At 63.6% G+C, this 16,952-nt stretch carries 19 protein-coding genes; 7 read left to right on the forward strand and 12 right to left on the reverse strand.

Features of this window, described 5'->3' with window-relative positions; genetic code table 11:
* Positions 1–2: 2 nt before the first annotated feature.
* Positions 3–563, forward strand: a complete 561-nt coding sequence (locus tag B3M53_RS03955) for a DUF1579 family protein (protein ID WP_273021040.1) — start codon at positions 3–5, stop codon at positions 561–563.
* Positions 564–566: 3 nt separating this feature from the next.
* Here the strand turns inward: B3M53_RS03955 and B3M53_RS03960 are convergent, their stop codons facing one another.
* From B3M53_RS03960 to B3M53_RS03980, 5 genes are all read right to left on the reverse strand, one after another.
* On the reverse strand, positions 567–1,283 hold the full coding sequence (locus B3M53_RS03960; RefSeq protein WP_273021042.1) for a DUF1223 domain-containing protein: 717 nt from the start codon (positions 1,281–1,283) through the stop codon (positions 567–569).
* A gap of 59 nt (positions 1,284–1,342) precedes the next feature.
* On the reverse strand, positions 1,343–1,996 hold the full coding sequence (locus B3M53_RS03965) for a hypothetical protein (RefSeq protein ID WP_273021044.1): 654 nt from the start codon (positions 1,994–1,996) through the stop codon (positions 1,343–1,345).
* A 113-nt stretch (positions 1,997–2,109) separates the two neighbouring features.
* The gene (locus tag B3M53_RS03970; protein WP_273021046.1) at positions 2,110–2,799 is read right to left on the reverse strand and encodes an inner membrane-spanning protein YciB; all 690 of its coding nucleotides are present in this window, start codon (positions 2,797–2,799) and stop codon (positions 2,110–2,112) included.
* A 77-nt stretch (positions 2,800–2,876) separates the two neighbouring features.
* A complete protein-coding gene (locus tag B3M53_RS03975) occupies positions 2,877–3,725 on the reverse strand; it encodes a DMT family transporter (RefSeq protein ID WP_273021048.1) in 849 nt (282 codons plus the stop codon).
* 22 nt (positions 3,726–3,747) lie between these two features.
* Positions 3,748–4,164, reverse strand: a complete 417-nt coding sequence (locus B3M53_RS03980; RefSeq protein ID WP_273021050.1) for a metallopeptidase family protein — start codon at positions 4,162–4,164, stop codon at positions 3,748–3,750.
* A gap of 83 nt (positions 4,165–4,247) precedes the next feature.
* Between B3M53_RS03980 and mmcB the strand changes: the two genes are divergently transcribed.
* A complete protein-coding gene (gene mmcB / locus B3M53_RS03985; protein WP_273021051.1) occupies positions 4,248–4,703 on the forward strand; it encodes a DNA repair putative endonuclease MmcB in 456 nt (151 codons plus the stop codon).
* A gap of 56 nt (positions 4,704–4,759) precedes the next feature.
* A complete protein-coding gene (locus tag B3M53_RS03990; protein WP_273021052.1) occupies positions 4,760–5,473 on the forward strand; it encodes a hypothetical protein in 714 nt (237 codons plus the stop codon).
* Here B3M53_RS03990 and B3M53_RS03995 read toward each other — a convergent pair.
* From B3M53_RS03995 to B3M53_RS04005, 3 genes are all read right to left on the reverse strand, one after another.
* Positions 5,433–6,113, reverse strand: a complete 681-nt coding sequence (locus tag B3M53_RS03995) for a DJ-1/PfpI family protein (RefSeq protein ID WP_273021053.1) — start codon at positions 6,111–6,113, stop codon at positions 5,433–5,435. The two genes, B3M53_RS03990 and B3M53_RS03995, sit on opposite strands and share 41 nt — an antisense overlap.
* Before the next feature lie 30 nt (positions 6,114–6,143).
* Entirely contained in the window at positions 6,144–6,701 is a 558-nt protein-coding gene (locus B3M53_RS04000; RefSeq protein WP_022700719.1) for an ActR/PrrA/RegA family redox response regulator transcription factor, read from the reverse strand.
* 111 nt (positions 6,702–6,812) lie between these two features.
* The gene (locus tag B3M53_RS04005; protein ID WP_160092808.1) at positions 6,813–8,171 is read right to left on the reverse strand and encodes an ActS/PrrB/RegB family redox-sensitive histidine kinase; all 1,359 of its coding nucleotides are present in this window, start codon (positions 8,169–8,171) and stop codon (positions 6,813–6,815) included.
* A 247-nt stretch (positions 8,172–8,418) separates the two neighbouring features.
* Here B3M53_RS04005 and B3M53_RS04010 point away from each other — a divergent pair, with 247 nt between their 5' ends.
* Both B3M53_RS04010 and B3M53_RS04015 read left to right on the forward strand, forming a co-directional pair.
* Positions 8,419–9,075 carry an SCO family protein gene (locus tag B3M53_RS04010; protein WP_273021055.1) on the forward strand — a complete coding sequence of 219 codons (657 nt, stop codon included), beginning with the start codon at positions 8,419–8,421 and terminating at the stop codon, positions 9,073–9,075.
* A gap of 60 nt (positions 9,076–9,135) precedes the next feature.
* Positions 9,136–10,398 (forward strand): polyhydroxyalkanoate depolymerase, encoded by a 1,263-nt coding sequence (locus B3M53_RS04015; protein ID WP_273021056.1) that lies wholly within the window; start codon positions 9,136–9,138, stop codon positions 10,396–10,398.
* Positions 10,399–10,419: 21 nt separating this feature from the next.
* On the opposite strand, the gene B3M53_RS04020 is transcribed toward B3M53_RS04015, so the two are convergent.
* Positions 10,420–11,949 (reverse strand): hypothetical protein, encoded by a 1,530-nt coding sequence (locus tag B3M53_RS04020; RefSeq protein WP_273021058.1) that lies wholly within the window; start codon positions 11,947–11,949, stop codon positions 10,420–10,422.
* A gap of 100 nt (positions 11,950–12,049) precedes the next feature.
* Positions 12,050–14,029, reverse strand: coding sequence for a transglycosylase domain-containing protein (locus B3M53_RS04025; protein ID WP_273021059.1), 1,980 nt, complete (start codon positions 14,027–14,029; stop codon positions 12,050–12,052).
* A 151-nt stretch (positions 14,030–14,180) separates the two neighbouring features.
* On the opposite strand from B3M53_RS04025, the gene B3M53_RS04030 reads away from it, so the two are divergent.
* Positions 14,181–14,390 (forward strand): hypothetical protein, encoded by a 210-nt coding sequence (locus tag B3M53_RS04030; RefSeq protein WP_022700713.1) that lies wholly within the window; start codon positions 14,181–14,183, stop codon positions 14,388–14,390.
* Positions 14,391–14,474: 84 nt separating this feature from the next.
* Positions 14,475–15,497 carry a glycerophosphodiester phosphodiesterase family protein gene (locus B3M53_RS04035; protein ID WP_273021062.1) on the forward strand — a complete coding sequence of 341 codons (1,023 nt, stop codon included), beginning with the start codon at positions 14,475–14,477 and terminating at the stop codon, positions 15,495–15,497.
* A gap of 180 nt (positions 15,498–15,677) precedes the next feature.
* Here B3M53_RS04035 and rplS read toward each other — a convergent pair whose 3' ends face one another.
* Both rplS and trmD read right to left on the reverse strand, forming a co-directional pair.
* Positions 15,678–16,076 (reverse strand): 50S ribosomal protein L19, encoded by a 399-nt coding sequence (gene rplS / locus B3M53_RS04040; protein WP_022700711.1) that lies wholly within the window; start codon positions 16,074–16,076, stop codon positions 15,678–15,680.
* A complete protein-coding gene (trmD, locus tag B3M53_RS04045) occupies positions 16,073–16,777 on the reverse strand; it encodes a tRNA (guanosine(37)-N1)-methyltransferase TrmD (RefSeq protein WP_273021064.1) in 705 nt (234 codons plus the stop codon). Before trmD ends, rplS begins: the two co-directional genes overlap by 4 nt.
* Between the last annotated feature and the right edge of the window lie 175 nt (positions 16,778–16,952).

The following is a 16,952-nucleotide window of genomic DNA, read 5'->3' on the forward strand; positions in this document are numbered from 1 at the left end:
TGATGGGGTTCAAACACAGTCTGTTGGGGGTCGTCTTGTGCGTGCTCAGCACGGGCGCGCAGGCGCAGGATGGCGTCTCTGAGCGTCAGATCGAGGCGATGGCGCGGCTTGCGCCTTTGGCCGGCGATTGGGTGGTGACCGGACAAGTCATGGGGCCTGGCGGCGCGCAGGCGCTTGATCCAGGCGAGGCCCAAACCCGCTTCGTGTTCAATGATCGCGGCCTGGAGGAGAACGCCCATATCGATCTGGGCGCTGACGGATCCACCCATCTGCGCACCCTGTTCAGCTATGATCCCTATCGCGAGCTCTACCGCTTGAGCGTCATGGATGACGCGTATGGGCTATTGGATATCTATGAGGGCGATTTTGACGATGCGGGCCGATTGGTCGCCACCAATCTGCGACCCGACACGTCCTATCCCATTGAGGGCGGACAGCTTCATTTCAAGCTGGTCTATGATTTCACCCATGCGGACGGGCATGAATTCGACATTTATATGAGCGCGGATCGCGGCGAGAGCTGGACGCTCTATTTCGATCAGGACTACGCTCCCGCCAACTAGGCGTCAGGGCAGCCGGGCGGCGGTGAGGATGCGGCCGCCCGGGCCGTCCTGCACGAGCACCACGGCGTCCAGATCGTCCGCGGGTTCGGGCAACACATAGGCCGCGTCTCCGCCGGTCCAGTCCGCCAGCTTTTCAACCGAGCGCACCATGTTGAAATGCGTCATGCGCAGGCCGGCGTTGCGGCCGCTCTCGATCTGACGTTCTTCAATGCCCGGCGTGTATTGCACCAGCCAGATTTCAGCCGGCGCCGCGCGCGCGCCCTCAAGAGACAGGCTGTATGCGCCGTCTTCGCTTTCGCGGATGTGCGCTGTGGGCCGGGGCGCGCTGTCGTCCAGCGCCGCGGTGATGCGCGCGGGATCAAAGCGCAGTTGTTCAGGCGCGCCATTGATGACGAAGTGCGGGGTGTAGACCCGCATGGCCTCGCCCGCCTCCACATAGGCTTTCTGACGATCCGCAAATTCCGGCATGGCGAACTGGTCCGCCCAGCCATAGGCGTCCCAGTAATTCACCCCCCAGGCCAGGGCGATCACGTCCTCGCGCGCGCCGAAATCCGCCAGCAGCTGATTGGCGGCGGGGCAGAGCGGACAGCCTTGCGAGGTGAAGAGCTCCACCACGATCACCGCGTCCGGCGCCGCACGCACGGATGCGTCCGCCGCCGGTGCGGGCGGGGTGGAATGGGCCTGAAACAGAAGGGCCAGAACGGAGAACCAGGTCAGCATAAATGCTTACTACCCCATATCCCGCTCAGGTGATAATCACAGGGCCGTTATGGCCTGTTTCAATAAACGGTTCGGGCCAGATCCAGCGTCGCCTCGCACCATTCAGGCTCTATGGGCTTGGGCGTGTCGCGCCGGATCTGATTGGCCTCTTCGTGGGTGAGAGCGCCCTGCTGAACATCATAGGCGAGCCACATCAGTTCTTCGCGCGTGCGCTGCTGTGACAGGCTCATGCAAGAGCAGTCTTTAAATGAATGGCGGCCCATAACAAGCGGACCAAGCTCTTTCTCCCATATCCGTTTGGTAGACCAATACTCATATCCCGGATTGGCTTCAAATAAGAGGACCTCTGAAACATTCGCGATCCGGATCACATGGAAGCTGTATCGCAAAGTATCGCTGATCGGCTTGAAGACCGAGTACGTGTTGATGAAGCTCGACCAGGTGGTCAGAACGGTCAGAATAGCGACAAACAGAAAAGCCTGAACCGTGGTCGCCCAAATGGCCGGGCGTCGATGACGGACCCGGGTGAGATCAATCACCCACAGGCAAAACATGGCGGTGAAGGCGACGGCGAATACGCCCAGTAGGGTTGGCCCCAGTGGCGCTTCTCCTTGCCAGAATCGCAAGGTTTCGCCGCAACTGAGCTGCGTAATCACAAACAGCTCAATCAAGCGCCAGACAATGCCTAAGCCGAGCAAGGTCGCGAGCAGCATCCAGCTGACCGGGCTTTGAAAGGCGGCGGTGTTTCTCCGCTGGATTCTCTGGCGTAAGCGTCTCACCCATCAAGGCTATTGCGGATGGGGAATCGCGACAAGCGAAACCCGTCTCAGGCGTCCTGCTGTTCAGCTTCGCTGTCGCCGTCCTCGTCGGCCGCCTTGGCGTATTTCAGCGTCATGGGCACATTGGCGAGCACGAACAGGAAGAAGAGCGGGAAGGTGCCGAAGAAGCGGAAATTGACCCAGAAGCCTTCGGTCAGCTCAAGCCCCGCAAACCAGCGCATGGTTTCAGGCAAGTCTGCGTCCACGATATGCCGCCACATCACTTCGTTCAGCAGCGCCAGGAAAGCGAAGAACAGCGCCCAGCGAATGCCTAGCATGACCCAGGCGTGCTCGGGCATGGAATAGATCGAGCCGAACAGGCGCTTCCAGACGTTAAAGCCGAGCGCGAAGCTGAACAGGATCGCAAAGCAGAAGATCAGATTGATGATGGTGGGCTTGATGAAGATGAAGATCGGGTCTTGCAGATAGATCGTCATGCCGCCGAACAGGGTGACGATGACGAAGGTCACCGCCAGCATGGGCGGGAAGCGCTTTTGCGTGATCACGGCGTAGACCACGGCGGCCGCCGTCGCGAGCATGAAAATGCCGGTCGCCCAGTAAATCGCCTGATCCTCGGCGAGGCGCTTGGCCACATTATAGGTGATCATGAAGATCGCGGCGGGCCCCACATCCACCAGAAGCTTGGAGCTTTGGCCGATGGTCTTGCTGGAGGCGGTGTCGGGCGTGGCGTCTGACATGAAACTCTGTGTCCGCAATGGCGAGGGTGGAACTCTCTTACTGCCCTAATACGACGGTCAGCGAAAGTCGGATCGACTTAACCCAGCTGAATGGCGGCGAGCCCGAGCGCCAGAACGCCCGCCAGCACGATGCGTCGCCGTCCCAGCGGCTCTTTCAGGATCACCGCCGCCACGATGGCGCCGAACACCACAGACGTCTCCCGCAGCGCCGCCATCGGAGCGACCGGGGCGTTGGCGTAGGCGTACAGCGCGAGGCCGTATGTGGTGATGTTGAAAAAGGACGCGAAAAAACCGCGCCGCAGCTCGGCGCGCGCGACGCTCAACACTTGATCGCCGCGCCGCACCCAGGCGGTCAGGCCCAGCGACAGGGCGCTGAGGACAAAGAACCAGGCCGCGTAGATGAGCGCGGACCCTGCCGCGCGCACGCCCGAGGCGTCATTGACCGTATAGCTCGCCGTCATCACGGCAGCCGAGAGCGCAAAGCCCAGCGCAGCCGCCTTGGGCGCGCCGCCCTTTTCAGGCCAGGCGAAAGCGATGATGGCGGCGGAGGCGACGGACAGGCCCAATATCGCCAGCGGACTCAGCGGTTCGCCCAGGATGAAAAACGCGAACAGGCCGGCGATGGCGGGCGCGGCGCCGCGCATGACCGGATAGACCAGATTCATCGACCCGCGCTGAAAGGCGGCGATCATCAGCATGTTGAACGCCCAGATGAGGCCTGCGCCCAGCAGCAGGAAGCGCCAGACGTCCCAGCTCGGGAGCGGAAAGAAAAACAGGACCGGGCTGAGCCACAGGGCTGAAAAGACCATCGACACCGCCCGGAATGTGAGGGTGTCTTTGGCTTGCTTGGTGAACAGCGCCATGCCGGCATGGGCCATGGCCGAGACAAGCGCAGCGAGCGCGGCGAGGGGCGGGATCGTCTCCATTACCCCTCAGCTCATACGCCGATCAGTCTGCAGCGTCCTCTATGGCGTGCATGTCTTCATCTGAGAGGCCGAAATGATGGCCGATCTCATGCACCAGCACATGAGAGATGATCTCGGACAGGGTCACATTTCCGCGCTCGCACCATTCCAGCAGGATCGGCAGCCGATAGAGAAAGACGTAATCGGGTCCGCCTGCAGGATCGAGCACGGATTTCTGGGTCAGATCCACCCCGTGATAGAGCCCGGTCAGCTCATACGGGCTCTCCATCTTGAAATGCGACAGCGTCGCCGCGTCCGCAAAGTCTGGCGTCTGGATCACCACATTGCCGCACAGGGCCCGAAACTGTGCGGGCAAGCCGTCCCAGGCGCTCTGGGCGATCTCGAGGAAGAGGCTTTCATCGGGCGCGGTGAGGCGTGAGAGGTCGGCGGGTTTGAACATGGATGACAAATAGGATGATCGAGACCGGGTCGCCAGTGGCCGCAGGGCTTGTCATTGGAACATAAGTTGAACAAAATGCGCTGATGGCTGTTTCAGATCCCCTCCCGACCGCCCGCGCCAGCAATCCCGCAATCGATGACGCGCGCCTTCTGATGCGCGGCACGGCGCGTTTGCTGCTGGATCTCGGGATCACGGCCATCGCCGAGTTCACCCTGCCGTGCGGGCGCCGCGCGGATCTGGCGGGTCTTGGCCCCAAGGGCGAGATGGTGATCGTCGAGGTGAAATCCGGCGTTCAGGACTTTCGCACCGATGAGAAATGGCCCGATTACTTTGCCTGGTGCGACCGGTTCTATTTCGCGGTGTCGGACCGGTTTCCCGCCGAGATGCTGCCCGAACAGACGGGCCTGATCATCGCGGATGGGTTTGGCGGCGCGGTGGTGCGTGAAAGCCCGGTCGCCAAGCTCGCCCCCGCCCGGCGCAAGGCGTTGACGCTGAAATTCGCCCGCAACGCGGCTGAACGCGCGCTCAGGGCGATTTGAGCTGATCGCACCGCCAAGGCGCGCTAGCGTGCCCATTGGATGCGGGGGGCGAAGCTATGGGTGTGATCTGGCTGGCGGGGCTGAGCGCGGGACTGGCGGTCGCTGGCGGGATGCTGGCGCACTGGGCTTGGCGCGTCTTGCTGGGCATGAAGCCAAAGATCATTCCGCGCCCGGTGTCTCCGCCGCCCGCTCTGGGTTTGCCGGCCTTTTCTGGCGTTCGGGCCCATGATTTTGTCACTTCCAATGATCAGGGCGCGTTCGGCGAAGCGCTGACCGCCCTGATGATGGCCTCGCAAGGCTGGACGGTATTGAACGGCAAGCCCGGCGCCGGACCCCAGGGGATAGATGGGATTTTCGTGCGTCCAGAGGGATCGCTCTGGCGCGCCTGCCTGATCGAGACCAAGACCAATCAGAGCCAGTATGCGACGCGCCAGATGGAGCGCAGCAAGCTGATGGGCAGTCTCGACAGCCTGTATGTCACCAATTCCGACCCGGCTCTTGCGGCGCTGTATGAAGCGATCCATGACGGCTTGCGCGATAATGCGCCCTGGGTATCGCTAGCGCTGTGGCGTCATCAGCTGGGATCGGGTCTGACCCAGATCACGCCGCTGGACGGATCCGGCGCTGCGGCCGGGCCGGTGCGCACCGTGAAATCCGATCTGATGATGCAGGGCTTGGCGGCGGGTTTGTCAGAGCTTGACCGCAAACGAGTCTACTGGACGGGTGGATCTAGTCGGCCGTCAGACCCATCTTCTCCAGAACAGTCCTGAACGCCTCAAGCCTTGGCCCCATTCGCGATTCGACCGCGTCACGAACCTGTGCGGAGGCCAGTTCGGGGCGGCCCGATTGCAGAGGCGGGGCGGGATCGTATTCCAGGCTCAACTGTACCGCGCTGGCGTGGTCTTCGCCTGCGATTTCGCGCACCAGGCTCAGCGCGAAATCAATGCCCGCCGTCACGCCGCCGCCCGTGATGATGCGGCCGTCATGGACGACGCGGTCTTTCACAGGGATCGCGCCAAAGGCTTTGAGATGGTCGTGATAGCGCCAGTGCGTCGTGGCGCGCACACCGCGCAACAGACCCGCAGCGCCCAGAATGAAGGCGCCGGTGCAGACCGAGGTGACGTATTGCGCCTGCGCGGCCTGGCGACGGACAAAGTCCAGCATGGCGGCGTCCTGCATCACCGCGTCGACGCCATACCCGCCGGGAACGCACAGCAGATCGAGATCGGGGGCGGTTTCGAGCGTGTGATTGGGCAGGATGAAGGGGCCGCAATCGGTGCGCACCGGCCCCTCGGACTTGGCGATCAAGGCGATCTCGGCATCCGGCAATCGGTTCAGGACCTGCAACGGCCCGGTGAAGTCGAGCTGGGTCAGATCGTCAAAGAGCAAGAACCCGACGGTCAGTCCCATGATCGACCTCCATCGCCGCTCGCCGTCGCTCTAGCGGGGCGCGCGTTTGGCGAGAATGCGCTGCAGGGTGCGGCGATGCATGTTCAGCCGACGCGCGGTCTCCGACACATTGTGATTGCACAGCTCGAAGACGCGCTGGATGTGCTCCCAGCGGACGCGATCCGCGCTCATGGGATTTTCCGGCGGGGCCGGCTTGGCGTCGGGCCGGGCGAGCAGGGCTTTCATGACGTCATCGGCGTCGGCGGGTTTGGCGAGATAATCCACGGCGCCTGATTTCACCGCCGCGACGGCGGTGGCGATATTGCCATATCCGGTCAGCATGATGACGCGGCAATCCTCGCGGGTTTCGTGCAGCGCCCGCACCACGTCCAGCCCGTCCCCGTCATCCAGACGCAAATCCACGACCGCGAAGGCGGGCGGATTATTGCGGGCGATGCTCATCGCCTCCGCCACGGTGCCGACGGCGTCGATCACGTCAAAACCGCGGCTCGACATCGCGCGCGCCAGGCGATTGCGAAGCGGCTCGTCATCGTCGACCAGCAGCAAGGTCTTGTCTTCGGGCAGGTCCAGTTCAGTGTGTTCGGTCACGGCCGAGGGGCTCCTTTAACCGGGTCGAGAAATCAGGCCCATGATTTAGCCCCATTCGCCCCCTGTCTGCAAAGGGCGCAATGAGATCAGAGCAGCTTTTACGGATCAGATTTAGGGCGATAAATCGGATGCGCCCACATCGCTCATCGGTTCGGCCTCCAGCGCTGCGCGCGGCAGGGTGAGAGACACGCGTGCGCCGCCGTCCATGGCATTGGTCAGGTCGACCGTGCCGCCAATGCGTTCGATCAAGGTGACGGCGATGAAGACCCCCAGCCCCAGCCCGCCATAGCCGGGCTGGCTGCGCCGCGTGGTCACATAGGGCTCGCCCAGCTTGGCGAGGATGTCGGGCGGAAAGCCCGGCCCGTCATCCTGAACGATGATATTGAGCTGGGTGTCGCTCCAGGCGCCGATGATCTGGACTTCGGTTTGGGCAAAATCCACAGCGTTTTCAATGAAGTTGCCAAGTCCGTATAACAGCTCGGTCTGACGTTTCAGGACGGGGGCGTCGGGATGCTCGGGGGTGGGCGCGAGCTTCACCACCACATGGGCGTCCAGCCCTTTGAGCGGTGCGGCGGCTTCCTCCATCAATTCACGCAAGCCGATGCGCTCGTGCATTTTGTCGGCGGTGTTGTGAGACGATTGCGACAGGCGTTGCAGGATGTCCCGGCACCGTTGCGCCTGGGAGATGATCAGGTCCGCATCCTCGCGCGAGAGATCATCCTGGGCGGCGCGCAGCATTTCTTTTGCGGTCAGCTGGATGGTGGCGAGCGGGGTGCCCAGCTCGTGCGCTGCGGCGGCGGCGAGCGCGCCCAGGGCCGACAAACGCTGTTCACGCGCCAGAACGCTCTGGGTGGCGGCGAGGGCGGCGCCCATGCGCTGGGCTTCAAACCCGACGCGCCAGGCGTAGACGGCGGTGAAGGCGATGGCGATCGCCAGCGCCACCCAGATCCCGGCCCGGTATGTGGAGGGCAGCACCACGGCCTCGGCGTCCGACCAGGGCAGAGGCAAATGCCAGATGCTCAGCGAGATCGAGCCGACGATGGCGATGGCGGCCAGCGTCAGCCACCAGCGACCGGGCAGGGCGGCGACGGCGATGACCACCGGCCCGACCAGCATGACCGAGAACGGATTGGTCAGACCGCCGGTCAGGGCCAGCAGGACCATCAGCTGGATCACGTCATAGGCCAGCTGCAGGAAAGCTTCCCAATCCTTGGCGAAGCGCTGGGTCGGCATGGCCAGCGACAACCAGGCGTTCACCCAGGCGCTGGCCGCGATCACGCCCAGACAGGCGCCCAGCGGCAAGTCAAACCCCAGCCCGTAATACACCACGATGACGGCCATGGTCTGGCCTGTCACCGCCAGCCAGCGCAGCAGGATCAAGGTCCGCAAGCGCACACGCCCGAACACCGGCGTCAGGTTCGGGTCAGCGTCAAGCTCTGACCAGTCAGGCTCAGTCATGGTGTCGCGCACGGTGTTGTTCTTCCCCAGATCGTCAGCCCTGCAGCTGATCCATGACCGCCCAAACCGTCAACGGGACGTTCTGACGCGCTGCGGCTCCGCCATCTCGCGGAAGGCGGGGTGTTCGCCCGCTTAGGCTGTATTCGGTCATCACTTATGCTGCACCGCCATAGCCAGGGCTCGCATCTGACACAAGAATGTCGTAGATCAATGGGATGGTTCGCGCTGCGCCAGCGCACAGCCACACACAGGATTCTTCATGGACTTGAAAAATCGACCGATCTGGCTTTTCCCGGTGATCGCCGCTGTTCTGGCCGGGCTGGCTGCGATTCTTCTTTTGACGCTCTCAGGCCAAAACCCGGCGCGATCCGGGTCGCCGGGCGCAGCGCCCGTGCGCATGTCCGGGGAAGCGGATATCGGCGGCGCGTTCACCCTGGTCGACCAGACCGGACAGACCGTGACCGACGCCGACTTCGCCGGTCGCCCGATGTTGATCTATTTTGGCTTCACCTATTGCCCGGACATCTGTCCGACCTCGCTGCAGGTCATGGCGGCGGCGCTGGACCGTTTGCCGGACGCGCAGCGGGCGCAGTTCCAGCCGCTTCTGATCACCGTCGATCCCGAACGCGACACGCCTGAAGCGCTGGCCTCCTACGTGGATTCGCCCGCCTTCCCCGAAGGGCTGAGAGGGTTGACCGGCAGTGAAGACCAGGTCCGTGAAGCGGCGCGCGCCTACCGCGTTTATTATCGCCGTGTGGAAGATGACGGTACGCTGGCGGAGTACACCATGGACCATTCCTCGCTCATCTACTTGATGGGGCGTGAGGGAGAATTTGTTGAAGTCTTTCCACATCAAGCGACGCCGGATCAGATCGCGTCACGACTTCAACAGTTTTTAGAGAATAACCCGGCATAATTGCGATGAGCTGACAACGCTGCGGGCTCTGCCGAGCTCCCGGCGTGGAGGATAATGGCTATGCTTTACTCTTTTCTGGAAATGAGCCGGGCGGCGATGATGCCCTGGCGCGCCGCCGCCAATATGACCCGGCAGTCGCTGCGCTCTCCGCTCCATCCGGCCTTCGACACCCTGGCGGGCCGCACCACGGCCGCCGCTGCGGACCTGTTTGAAAGCCTGACGCGCTATTACGGCAAGCCCGAATGGGAGCTGAGCCCGGTTCTGGTCAATGACCAGCCTGTGGACGTCGTGACCGACACCGTCTGGAGCAAACCGTTTTGTTCGCTGCTTCATTTTAAGCGCGACCGGGCGGCGCTCGCAAAGGCGCGCGGCGTGAAGGTGACAGAACTCAAGGACCGCTCCGTCCTGATCGTGGCGCCCATGTCGGGCCATCACGCGACCTTGCTGCGCGGCACGGTCGAGGCCTTTTTGCCTGATCACGAGGTCTACATCACCGACTGGACGGATGCGCGCAAGGTTGCGGTCAATGACGGACGCTTCGATCTCGGTGATTACGTGCTCTATGTGCGCGAGATGATCACGGCGCTGGGCGACAACCCCCATGTGGTGGCGGTCTGTCAGCCTGGCCCGCCGACCCTGGCGGCGATTGCGCTGATGGCTGAGGATGAGGATCCGAAACGTCCGTCCTCGATGACCTTCATGGGCTCGCCCATTGATGCGCGAAAATCCCCCACCGTGCCCAATAAACTGGCTGAAGAGCGTCCGTATGAATGGTTCCGGGACAATCTGATCCAGACGGTGCCGGCCGTGTATCCGGGCGCGATGCGCCGGGTGTATCCGGGCTTCCTGCAGCTGACCGGCTTCATCAACATGAATTTCGAACGCCATGTGGACGCCCATTGGGACTTCTTCCAACACATGGTGGAGGGCGACGGCGACAGCGCCGACCGTCATCGTCAGTTCTATGATGAATACCTGTCCGTGATGGACCTGACCGAGGAATTCTACCTTCAGACCATCCACGAGGTCTTCCAGGCGCATACGCTGGCGCGGGGTGAGATGCATGTGGGCGAGCGTCTGGTGCGACCGGAAACGATCACCGATGTCGCGCTTCTGACGGTCGAGGGCGAGAACGACGATATTTCCGGCATCGGCCAGACCCAGGCGGCGCACACCCTGTGCTCGAACCTGCCTGAATCGCTGCGTCTGGACCATGTCCAGCCCGGCGTCGGTCATTACGGCGTCTTCAATGGCCGCCGGTTCCGCGAAGAGATCGCGCCGAAAATGAAAGCCTTCATGGCCGAGCATGACAAAGGGGCGTAACGCCCCTTTGTCCGCCTGAGGTTATTTCGGAGCCGGCGCGTCGCCGCCCTCATGGGTGATGCGCAAACCCAGGGTCTGCGCATCCGGAGCCGGATACGCCGCGAACGCCGCCGCGGACACGGGGGCTTCGGGGTTCATTTCAAGGGTCAGCACGCCGCCCGAGCTGATGAAGCGGTCCAGCGCCGGTCCAGCCTGATCCACAAGACCCGCGGGCAGTTGCGCGCCTGCGAACGCCAGTCCCATCCGTGACATCGCGCCAAGCTGAACGCGGGCCTGTTGCTCGCTGACGCCGGAGCTCTGGGCGATCTGGCTGGTGATGCGCTCCATCAGGGATTCGTCAGTCAGCTGCAGCCTGAATCGATGGATCATCAAGGGCGCCATCAGTTGAGCGGGATCCGGCGTCGCGCCGGGTTTGTCAGCCGTCAGACCCTCGGCTTGTTCCGCATAGGCGCTCAGGCCCGACACGTCCTGCTCAAAGCTGAGGGTGAGGCCGTCCACGAGGCGAATGATATTTTCGTCTTCCGTCCAGGCGCGGTCCGTCTCAGGGTCGTAACGGCTTTCCCCTGACGCGCTAAGCTCAAGCTGATCATAGCCCAGCATGTCAAAGCTACGGACGATATCAGCGCTTTGCGGATGACCGGGGGCCGGGCTCAGGGTCAGTGAAGGCAGGTTCAACTGCGAGGACAACACGCCGCTTCCCAGCGACTCCACGCTGGCGGTCAATTCGGGCAGGGTGATGGCGATCCCGCCCACTGAAACCAGCAGATCATTCAGGGTCAGCGTCTCATAAGGAGCCTGATCGGGCGACATCAGGCTGGCGCCGAAGGGCGAGCCCTCATCAAGACCGTCCAGTTTCACGCCCGAAACCTGCATCTCGCCCAGGCGCAGGGACAGGGGGCCGCCTTGTTCGTCACGACCATCCAGCGTCAGCGCGCTCAGCTGACCCGTTTGCAGGGTTTCACCCTCTTCAAAGCCTTCAAGCACCACCGCTCCAAGCGTCAGGGACAACGCGCTGGACGGCGTATCTTCAAATTGCATCGCCAGTTCGGCCATTTCGAACCGGGCGAAGCCGAACCCCGAGCGGTCTTCGTCCAGATCCCCAAGGCTGTCCTCACCGCGGAGCAGGTCTGCGATCTTGCGCGCCAGAGTTTCAGACGGTTCGACCAAGCTCAGAACGTGAGTGCTCAGTTCGCCGTCAGGCGCTTCGATCACGGCGTTTTGCAGTTCCAGGGCGGTGAAAAAGGGCTGGTCTTCCAGCCTTTGCGGACCGGTCAAAATCAGTTCGCTCGCCGTCAGGCGGCCATCTTCCAGCGTCATGGCGAAATCTGTGAAGATGTAGGCGCCGCGTTCAAACCGGCGTTCGGACCAGCTGGCGCGACCTTGCTCCTCCAGGCCGAAATCGGCCAGCGCAGACTGGGCCTGGGCTTCGCTGACCGGGCGGGTGCGTGTTTCAGCGCGGTCGCCCTGACCCGCCTCGGGAGCGCAGGCCGCGAGGCCCAATCCCAGAGCGAGCACGACAGCGAGCGGGGCGCGGCGGGTCTGTAGAGCCATGATTCATCCTTTGGCGAAGCTTTGGTTTGGCGAGCCTATCGCAAGACCCGGCGCAAACACAGAGACGTTGCCGGCCGTGTCAGGTGGGAGCGTCAGAGGATTATTGTGCGCCGCCCAGACGGCCCAACAGGTCCGCAATCGGGTCACCATCATCCGAGGGCGTTTCTTCCGCCTCGTCTGGCTGAGGTGCGGCGTCTCCTGTCGGCTGGGTTTGTGAAGGCGGGCTGAGCAGGTTGGCGATGGGGTCATCGCTGCGCGGCGCATCCGCCAGCACGGCGTCCAGCCCCCGCGGCGGCACGGGCGCGGCGCTCATGAAGGCGGCGAAAACCCGGGCGGGTCCGGCGCCGCCCACAGCGTCCGTCGTGGCGGAATAATCGTCATTGCCCATCCAGACGACCGCGGTCAGTCCATCCATCCAGCCGGCGAACCAGGCGTCGCGATTGTCGTTGGTGGTGCCGGTCTTGCCGCGCACAAGCCGTCCGTCCACAGGGGCGCTGCGGGCGGTGCCATAGCTGACGGCGGCGTCAAACAGCTGATCCATCTGTCGTAAAATACGATCCGCCAGCACCCGCTCGCCCTGCTGGGGTTGATGCTCGAACAGGATGTCGCCCTCAGCCGTGCGCACCGATAAAATCGCATAGGCGTCGGCGCTGCGGCCGCCATTCATGAAGGGCAGATAGGCCTGGCCCAGCTCCAGCGGCGTGACTTCATACGCGCCCAGCGACAGGGCGTGGGTGTTTTCAAGCGGGCTGTGAATGCCCATGCGGCGCGCGGTGCGCATCACCCAGCCCCGCCCCGTGGCTTCGGCCACCTGCACGGCGACGGCGTTGGACGAGCGGGCGAAGGCGCGCTCGAGGCTCATCTCGCCTTCATAGCGATCGCCATAGTTTTGCGGCGCCCAGTCGCCATAGGAGATGGGCGCATCGACAAAGACGTCTTCGGGGCTCAGACCGCCTTCAAAGGCGGCGGCGTAGACAAAGGGTTTGAAGGCGGAGCCGGGCTGACGCCGGGCGTTCACGGCGCGATTGAACGGCGCTTGCGCATAATCATGCCCGCCCACCATGGCGCGCACCCCGCCCTGGCTATCAAGCGCGATCAGCGCGCCTTCACTTGCGCCGCGGGCCCAATCAGGGTTCTCAAGCCCTTGCGTCAACGCGGTTTCAGCGGCGCGCTGGGCGTCTACATCCAGCGTGGTGCGGACGATCAGATCGCCTTGATGCCCCGGCGCCAGCTCGCGCACCTGGGTCATCACCCAGTCCGCAAACCAGCCCGCGCCGGGGCTGGAGCTGCCGCGCGAGACCCGGATCGGGGTGGAAGCGGCGTCGATGCGTTCGCTCTGGCTGATCCGGCCTGTGGCGTACATCAGGTCCAGAACCACCGTGGCGCGCACCGAAGCGCGTCGGGAGTCGTTGGTCGGCGCGTACCGGGACGGCGCTTTCAGAAGCCCGGCCAGCAAGGCGGCTTCGCCAATGCTCAGATCGTCGGCGGGCTTGCTGAAGTAACGCCGGGACGCAGCCTCCGCCCCCCAGGCGCCGGCGCCGAAATAGACGCGGTTGAGATAGAGGGCGAGGATTTCGTCCTTGGTGAAGCGATGCTCCAGCCAGAGCGCCAGCAGCACTTCCTGCGCCTTGCGCTCATAGGTGCGCTCGGAGCTGAGAAACAGGTTCTTGGCCAATTGCTGGGTGATGGTGGAGCCGCCCTGAACCACGCGGCCTGCGCGGATATTGGCCATCAGCGCGCGCGCCGTGCCGATCAGGTCGATGCCGAAATGGCTGTAAAAGCGCCGGTCCTCGACCGCCAGCACCGCGTCGGCGAGGTTTTGCGGCAAGGCGTCGGCGGTGATCACGGCGCTGGTGGACTGGCCCCGGCGCGCAATGGTGCGGCCATCGCGATCCAGCAGAACGGTTTCACCGGTGTGCGGCGCGGGTTCTATGGCGCTGAGATCGGGCAGGGTGCGCGCCAGATGCACGACGACGCCTGTGGTCAGCAATCCGCCGGCGATCACCAGTATGGCGAGCACGCGCAACCAGACCGGCATGCGGCCTTTGCGGGATCGGGCGGGGCGGTGTGTGCGAGCCATGACAGCGTCCAGACTTGAGACCCCGCCTTGATGCCCGATGCGGCGTTAAGGCTGCGTGAACTATAAAAGCGCGAGGGCCGGGTTGCGTCTGCTTGGAAGGCGGGGGAAGCTTGTCATGCCCGGATCAGGCCGGGCGTGGAGGGGTTTCATCATGTCTATTCGCCGTCTTGTGAGTCTGAGCGCGTCGCTGGCCGTTCTGCTGGCCGTTTCGGGCTGCGCCATGATCCCGGAAGGCGATTCCGTGTGTACGGGCCAGGGCCCCAATTCAGGCAGCTGGCCCTATTGCGCGCCGTCAGAGCCCGGCGGACCGGGCCCGGCCGATGACCCGATTGACCCCACAGGGCGCGGCGTGCGCGGCTAAGCGCCGTCACGAAAACATCACTCTGAATTTGTGCGGCGCGGATTACAGTCCGCCTCCTGTGTTGGACATGGCGAGGGGATGACCATGAACCGTATTGCCGCTCTTGTGATCGCGCCGCTGCTGGCGAGCGCCTGTTCCCAATCGGATGCGCCGCAGACGGGCGCCGGGCCGGACGCGACTGCGCCGGTGTGGACCACGCTGGACGGTCAGCCCCCGCAGGTGATCGCCCATCGCGGCGCGTCGGGTTTGCGCCCTGAACATAGCCAGGCGGCCTATCAGCTGGCGCTGGAACAGGGCGCGGATGTGATCGAGCCGGATCTGGTCATGTCGTCGGACGGCGTTCTGATCGTGCGCCATGATCCGTATCTGTCGCACTCCACCGATATCGCCAACCGGCCTGAATTCGCGGATCGCCGCAGCGTGATCCTGGGGCGCGAGGATTGGTGGGTTCCGACCTTCACCGCAGCGGAGCTCCGCACCCTGACGGCAAGCCAGACCATGGACGATCGCGACCAGTCCTATAATGGGCAATACCCGGTTATGACGTTTGAGGATTTCCTGGACTTTGTGGCCGCCGAGCAAGAGCGTTGCGCCTGCGAGATCGCCATTGAGCCTGAAGTGAAACTGCCGGCGGAACTCACGGCGATGGGTCTTGATCCGCTCCCGGCATTGCTGGCGGCGCTCGAGGCGCATGATCTGAACCGGGCGGATGCGCCGGTGGTCATCCAGTCCTTTGACGCCCCGTTCTTGCAGCGCCTCAACGCTGTGTCAGAGCTTCCGCTCGCCATGCTGTATGCGGGTCCGGATGCGGAGGGCGCAAACGCCGGCGGGCTGAGCCTGGAGGAGATCGCCCAGTTCGCGGACGGCATTGGCGCCTACAAAACCCTGTTGCTCACGCCGACGGGCGACAGCACGGGCTTTGTCGAGCAGGCGCATGATCTGGGGCTCGCCGTGCATGTCTGGACGGTGCGAGATGATCGAGAGCCGCTGACCGGCGACACCGTGCAGGACGAGCTGCGTGCGCTGTATTCAGTCGGTGTGGACGGCGTTTTCACCGATTTCCCCGCAACGGCGGTCGCGGTGCGCGAAGAGATGGCGAGCGAATAGCTGATCTGAAGCAGGTTCAGGCTCTGCGCCCCGGCCCGTCAGGGCCGCAAGGCCAAAGGCCGCCCGCAGCGTCAGCGAGGATCAACAGCCCGCAGGGCCTCGTAAAACTTCACAACACAAAGCGCCCGCCGGATTGCTCCGGCGGGCGTTATCTTGTCGCTCAAGAAGAGGGGTAAGGCCTTAGCCTTGTTTCTTCTTGCCGCGCGGCTCGATGCCGCGACCGGTGGTGCGCTCGGCGATACGCGCGGACTTGCCGCGGCGATCACGCAGATAATACAGCTTGGCGCGACGCACTTTACCCTTGCGCTTGATCTCGATGGACTCGATCAGCGGAGAGTGCACCGGCCAGACGCGTTCCACGCCTTCGCCGAAGCTGATTTTACGCACGGTGAAGTTCTCGTTCAGACCGCCGCCGGAGCGCGCGATGCAGACGCCTTCGAAACGCTGAACCCGCTGGCGGTCGCCTTCGCGGATCCACACGTTCACGGTCAGCGTGTCACCCGGAGAGAACTCGGGGATTTTCTTGTCGCCGAGCACGCGGACGGCTTCTTCCTGCTCGAGCTGTTGGATCAGGTTCATGGCTCTTCTCCTTGACGCCGCTGATATCTCTTCCAGAGATCGGGTCGGCGCAGTCGCGTTATATCTTCGGCCTGTTCCTTACGCCACCGGGCGATCCGGCCATGATCGCCTGACAGCAAAACGTCGGGTATTTCATGCCCTTCCCATTCACGCGGTCGCGTATAATGGGGGTATTCGAGCAGATCACCCTCAAAACTCTCGTCTTCGGTGCTCTCGATCTTGCCAAGCACGCCGGGGATCAGCCGCACACAGGCCTCGATGAGGACCATGGCGGGGGCTTCCCCCCCGGCGAGCACGGCGTCGCCGACACTCACCTCGTCCATGCCGCGCGCTTCAATGACCCGTTGGTCGAGACCTTCGAAGCGGCCGCAAAAGACAATAACGCCCGGACCCGCCGACCACTCTCGCACCATGGCTTGAGTGAGCGGCTTGCCCCGAGGCGTCAGATAGATCAACGGCCGTCCCTCTCTGGGCAGACTGTCGATCGCCGCCGCCGATACGTCAGGGCGCAGCACCATTCCTGGGCCGCCGCCAGCCGGCGTGTCGTCAACGGAGGCGTGCTTATGACGGGAAAACGACCGGATGTCCACCGTCTCAAGCGCCCAGAGTCCGTTCTTTCTTGCAGTCTCGAGCAATGAGACCCCAAGCGGACCCGGAAAAGCGTCCGGATAGAGGGTGAGAACCGAAGCGTTAAACGTCATGGCGCGCGCTTATGGGGCGCCAAACCCTGTGACGCAAGGAGAGAAGGGAGTCGGGGGCAGGGATAGCCGCAAACTTATCCGCCCCCTCCCAAAGCTGAGCCATACTCTCATCCGTTCCTCCCATGACGGGCGGCCGGCGCGTTCAGGCTGGGAGGGGCGGGATGTCCCGAGGACA

The organism is Oceanicaulis sp. UBA2681 (genome assembly GCF_002354675.1).
Lineage (GTDB): Bacteria > Pseudomonadota > Alphaproteobacteria > Caulobacterales > Maricaulaceae > Oceanicaulis > Oceanicaulis alexandrii.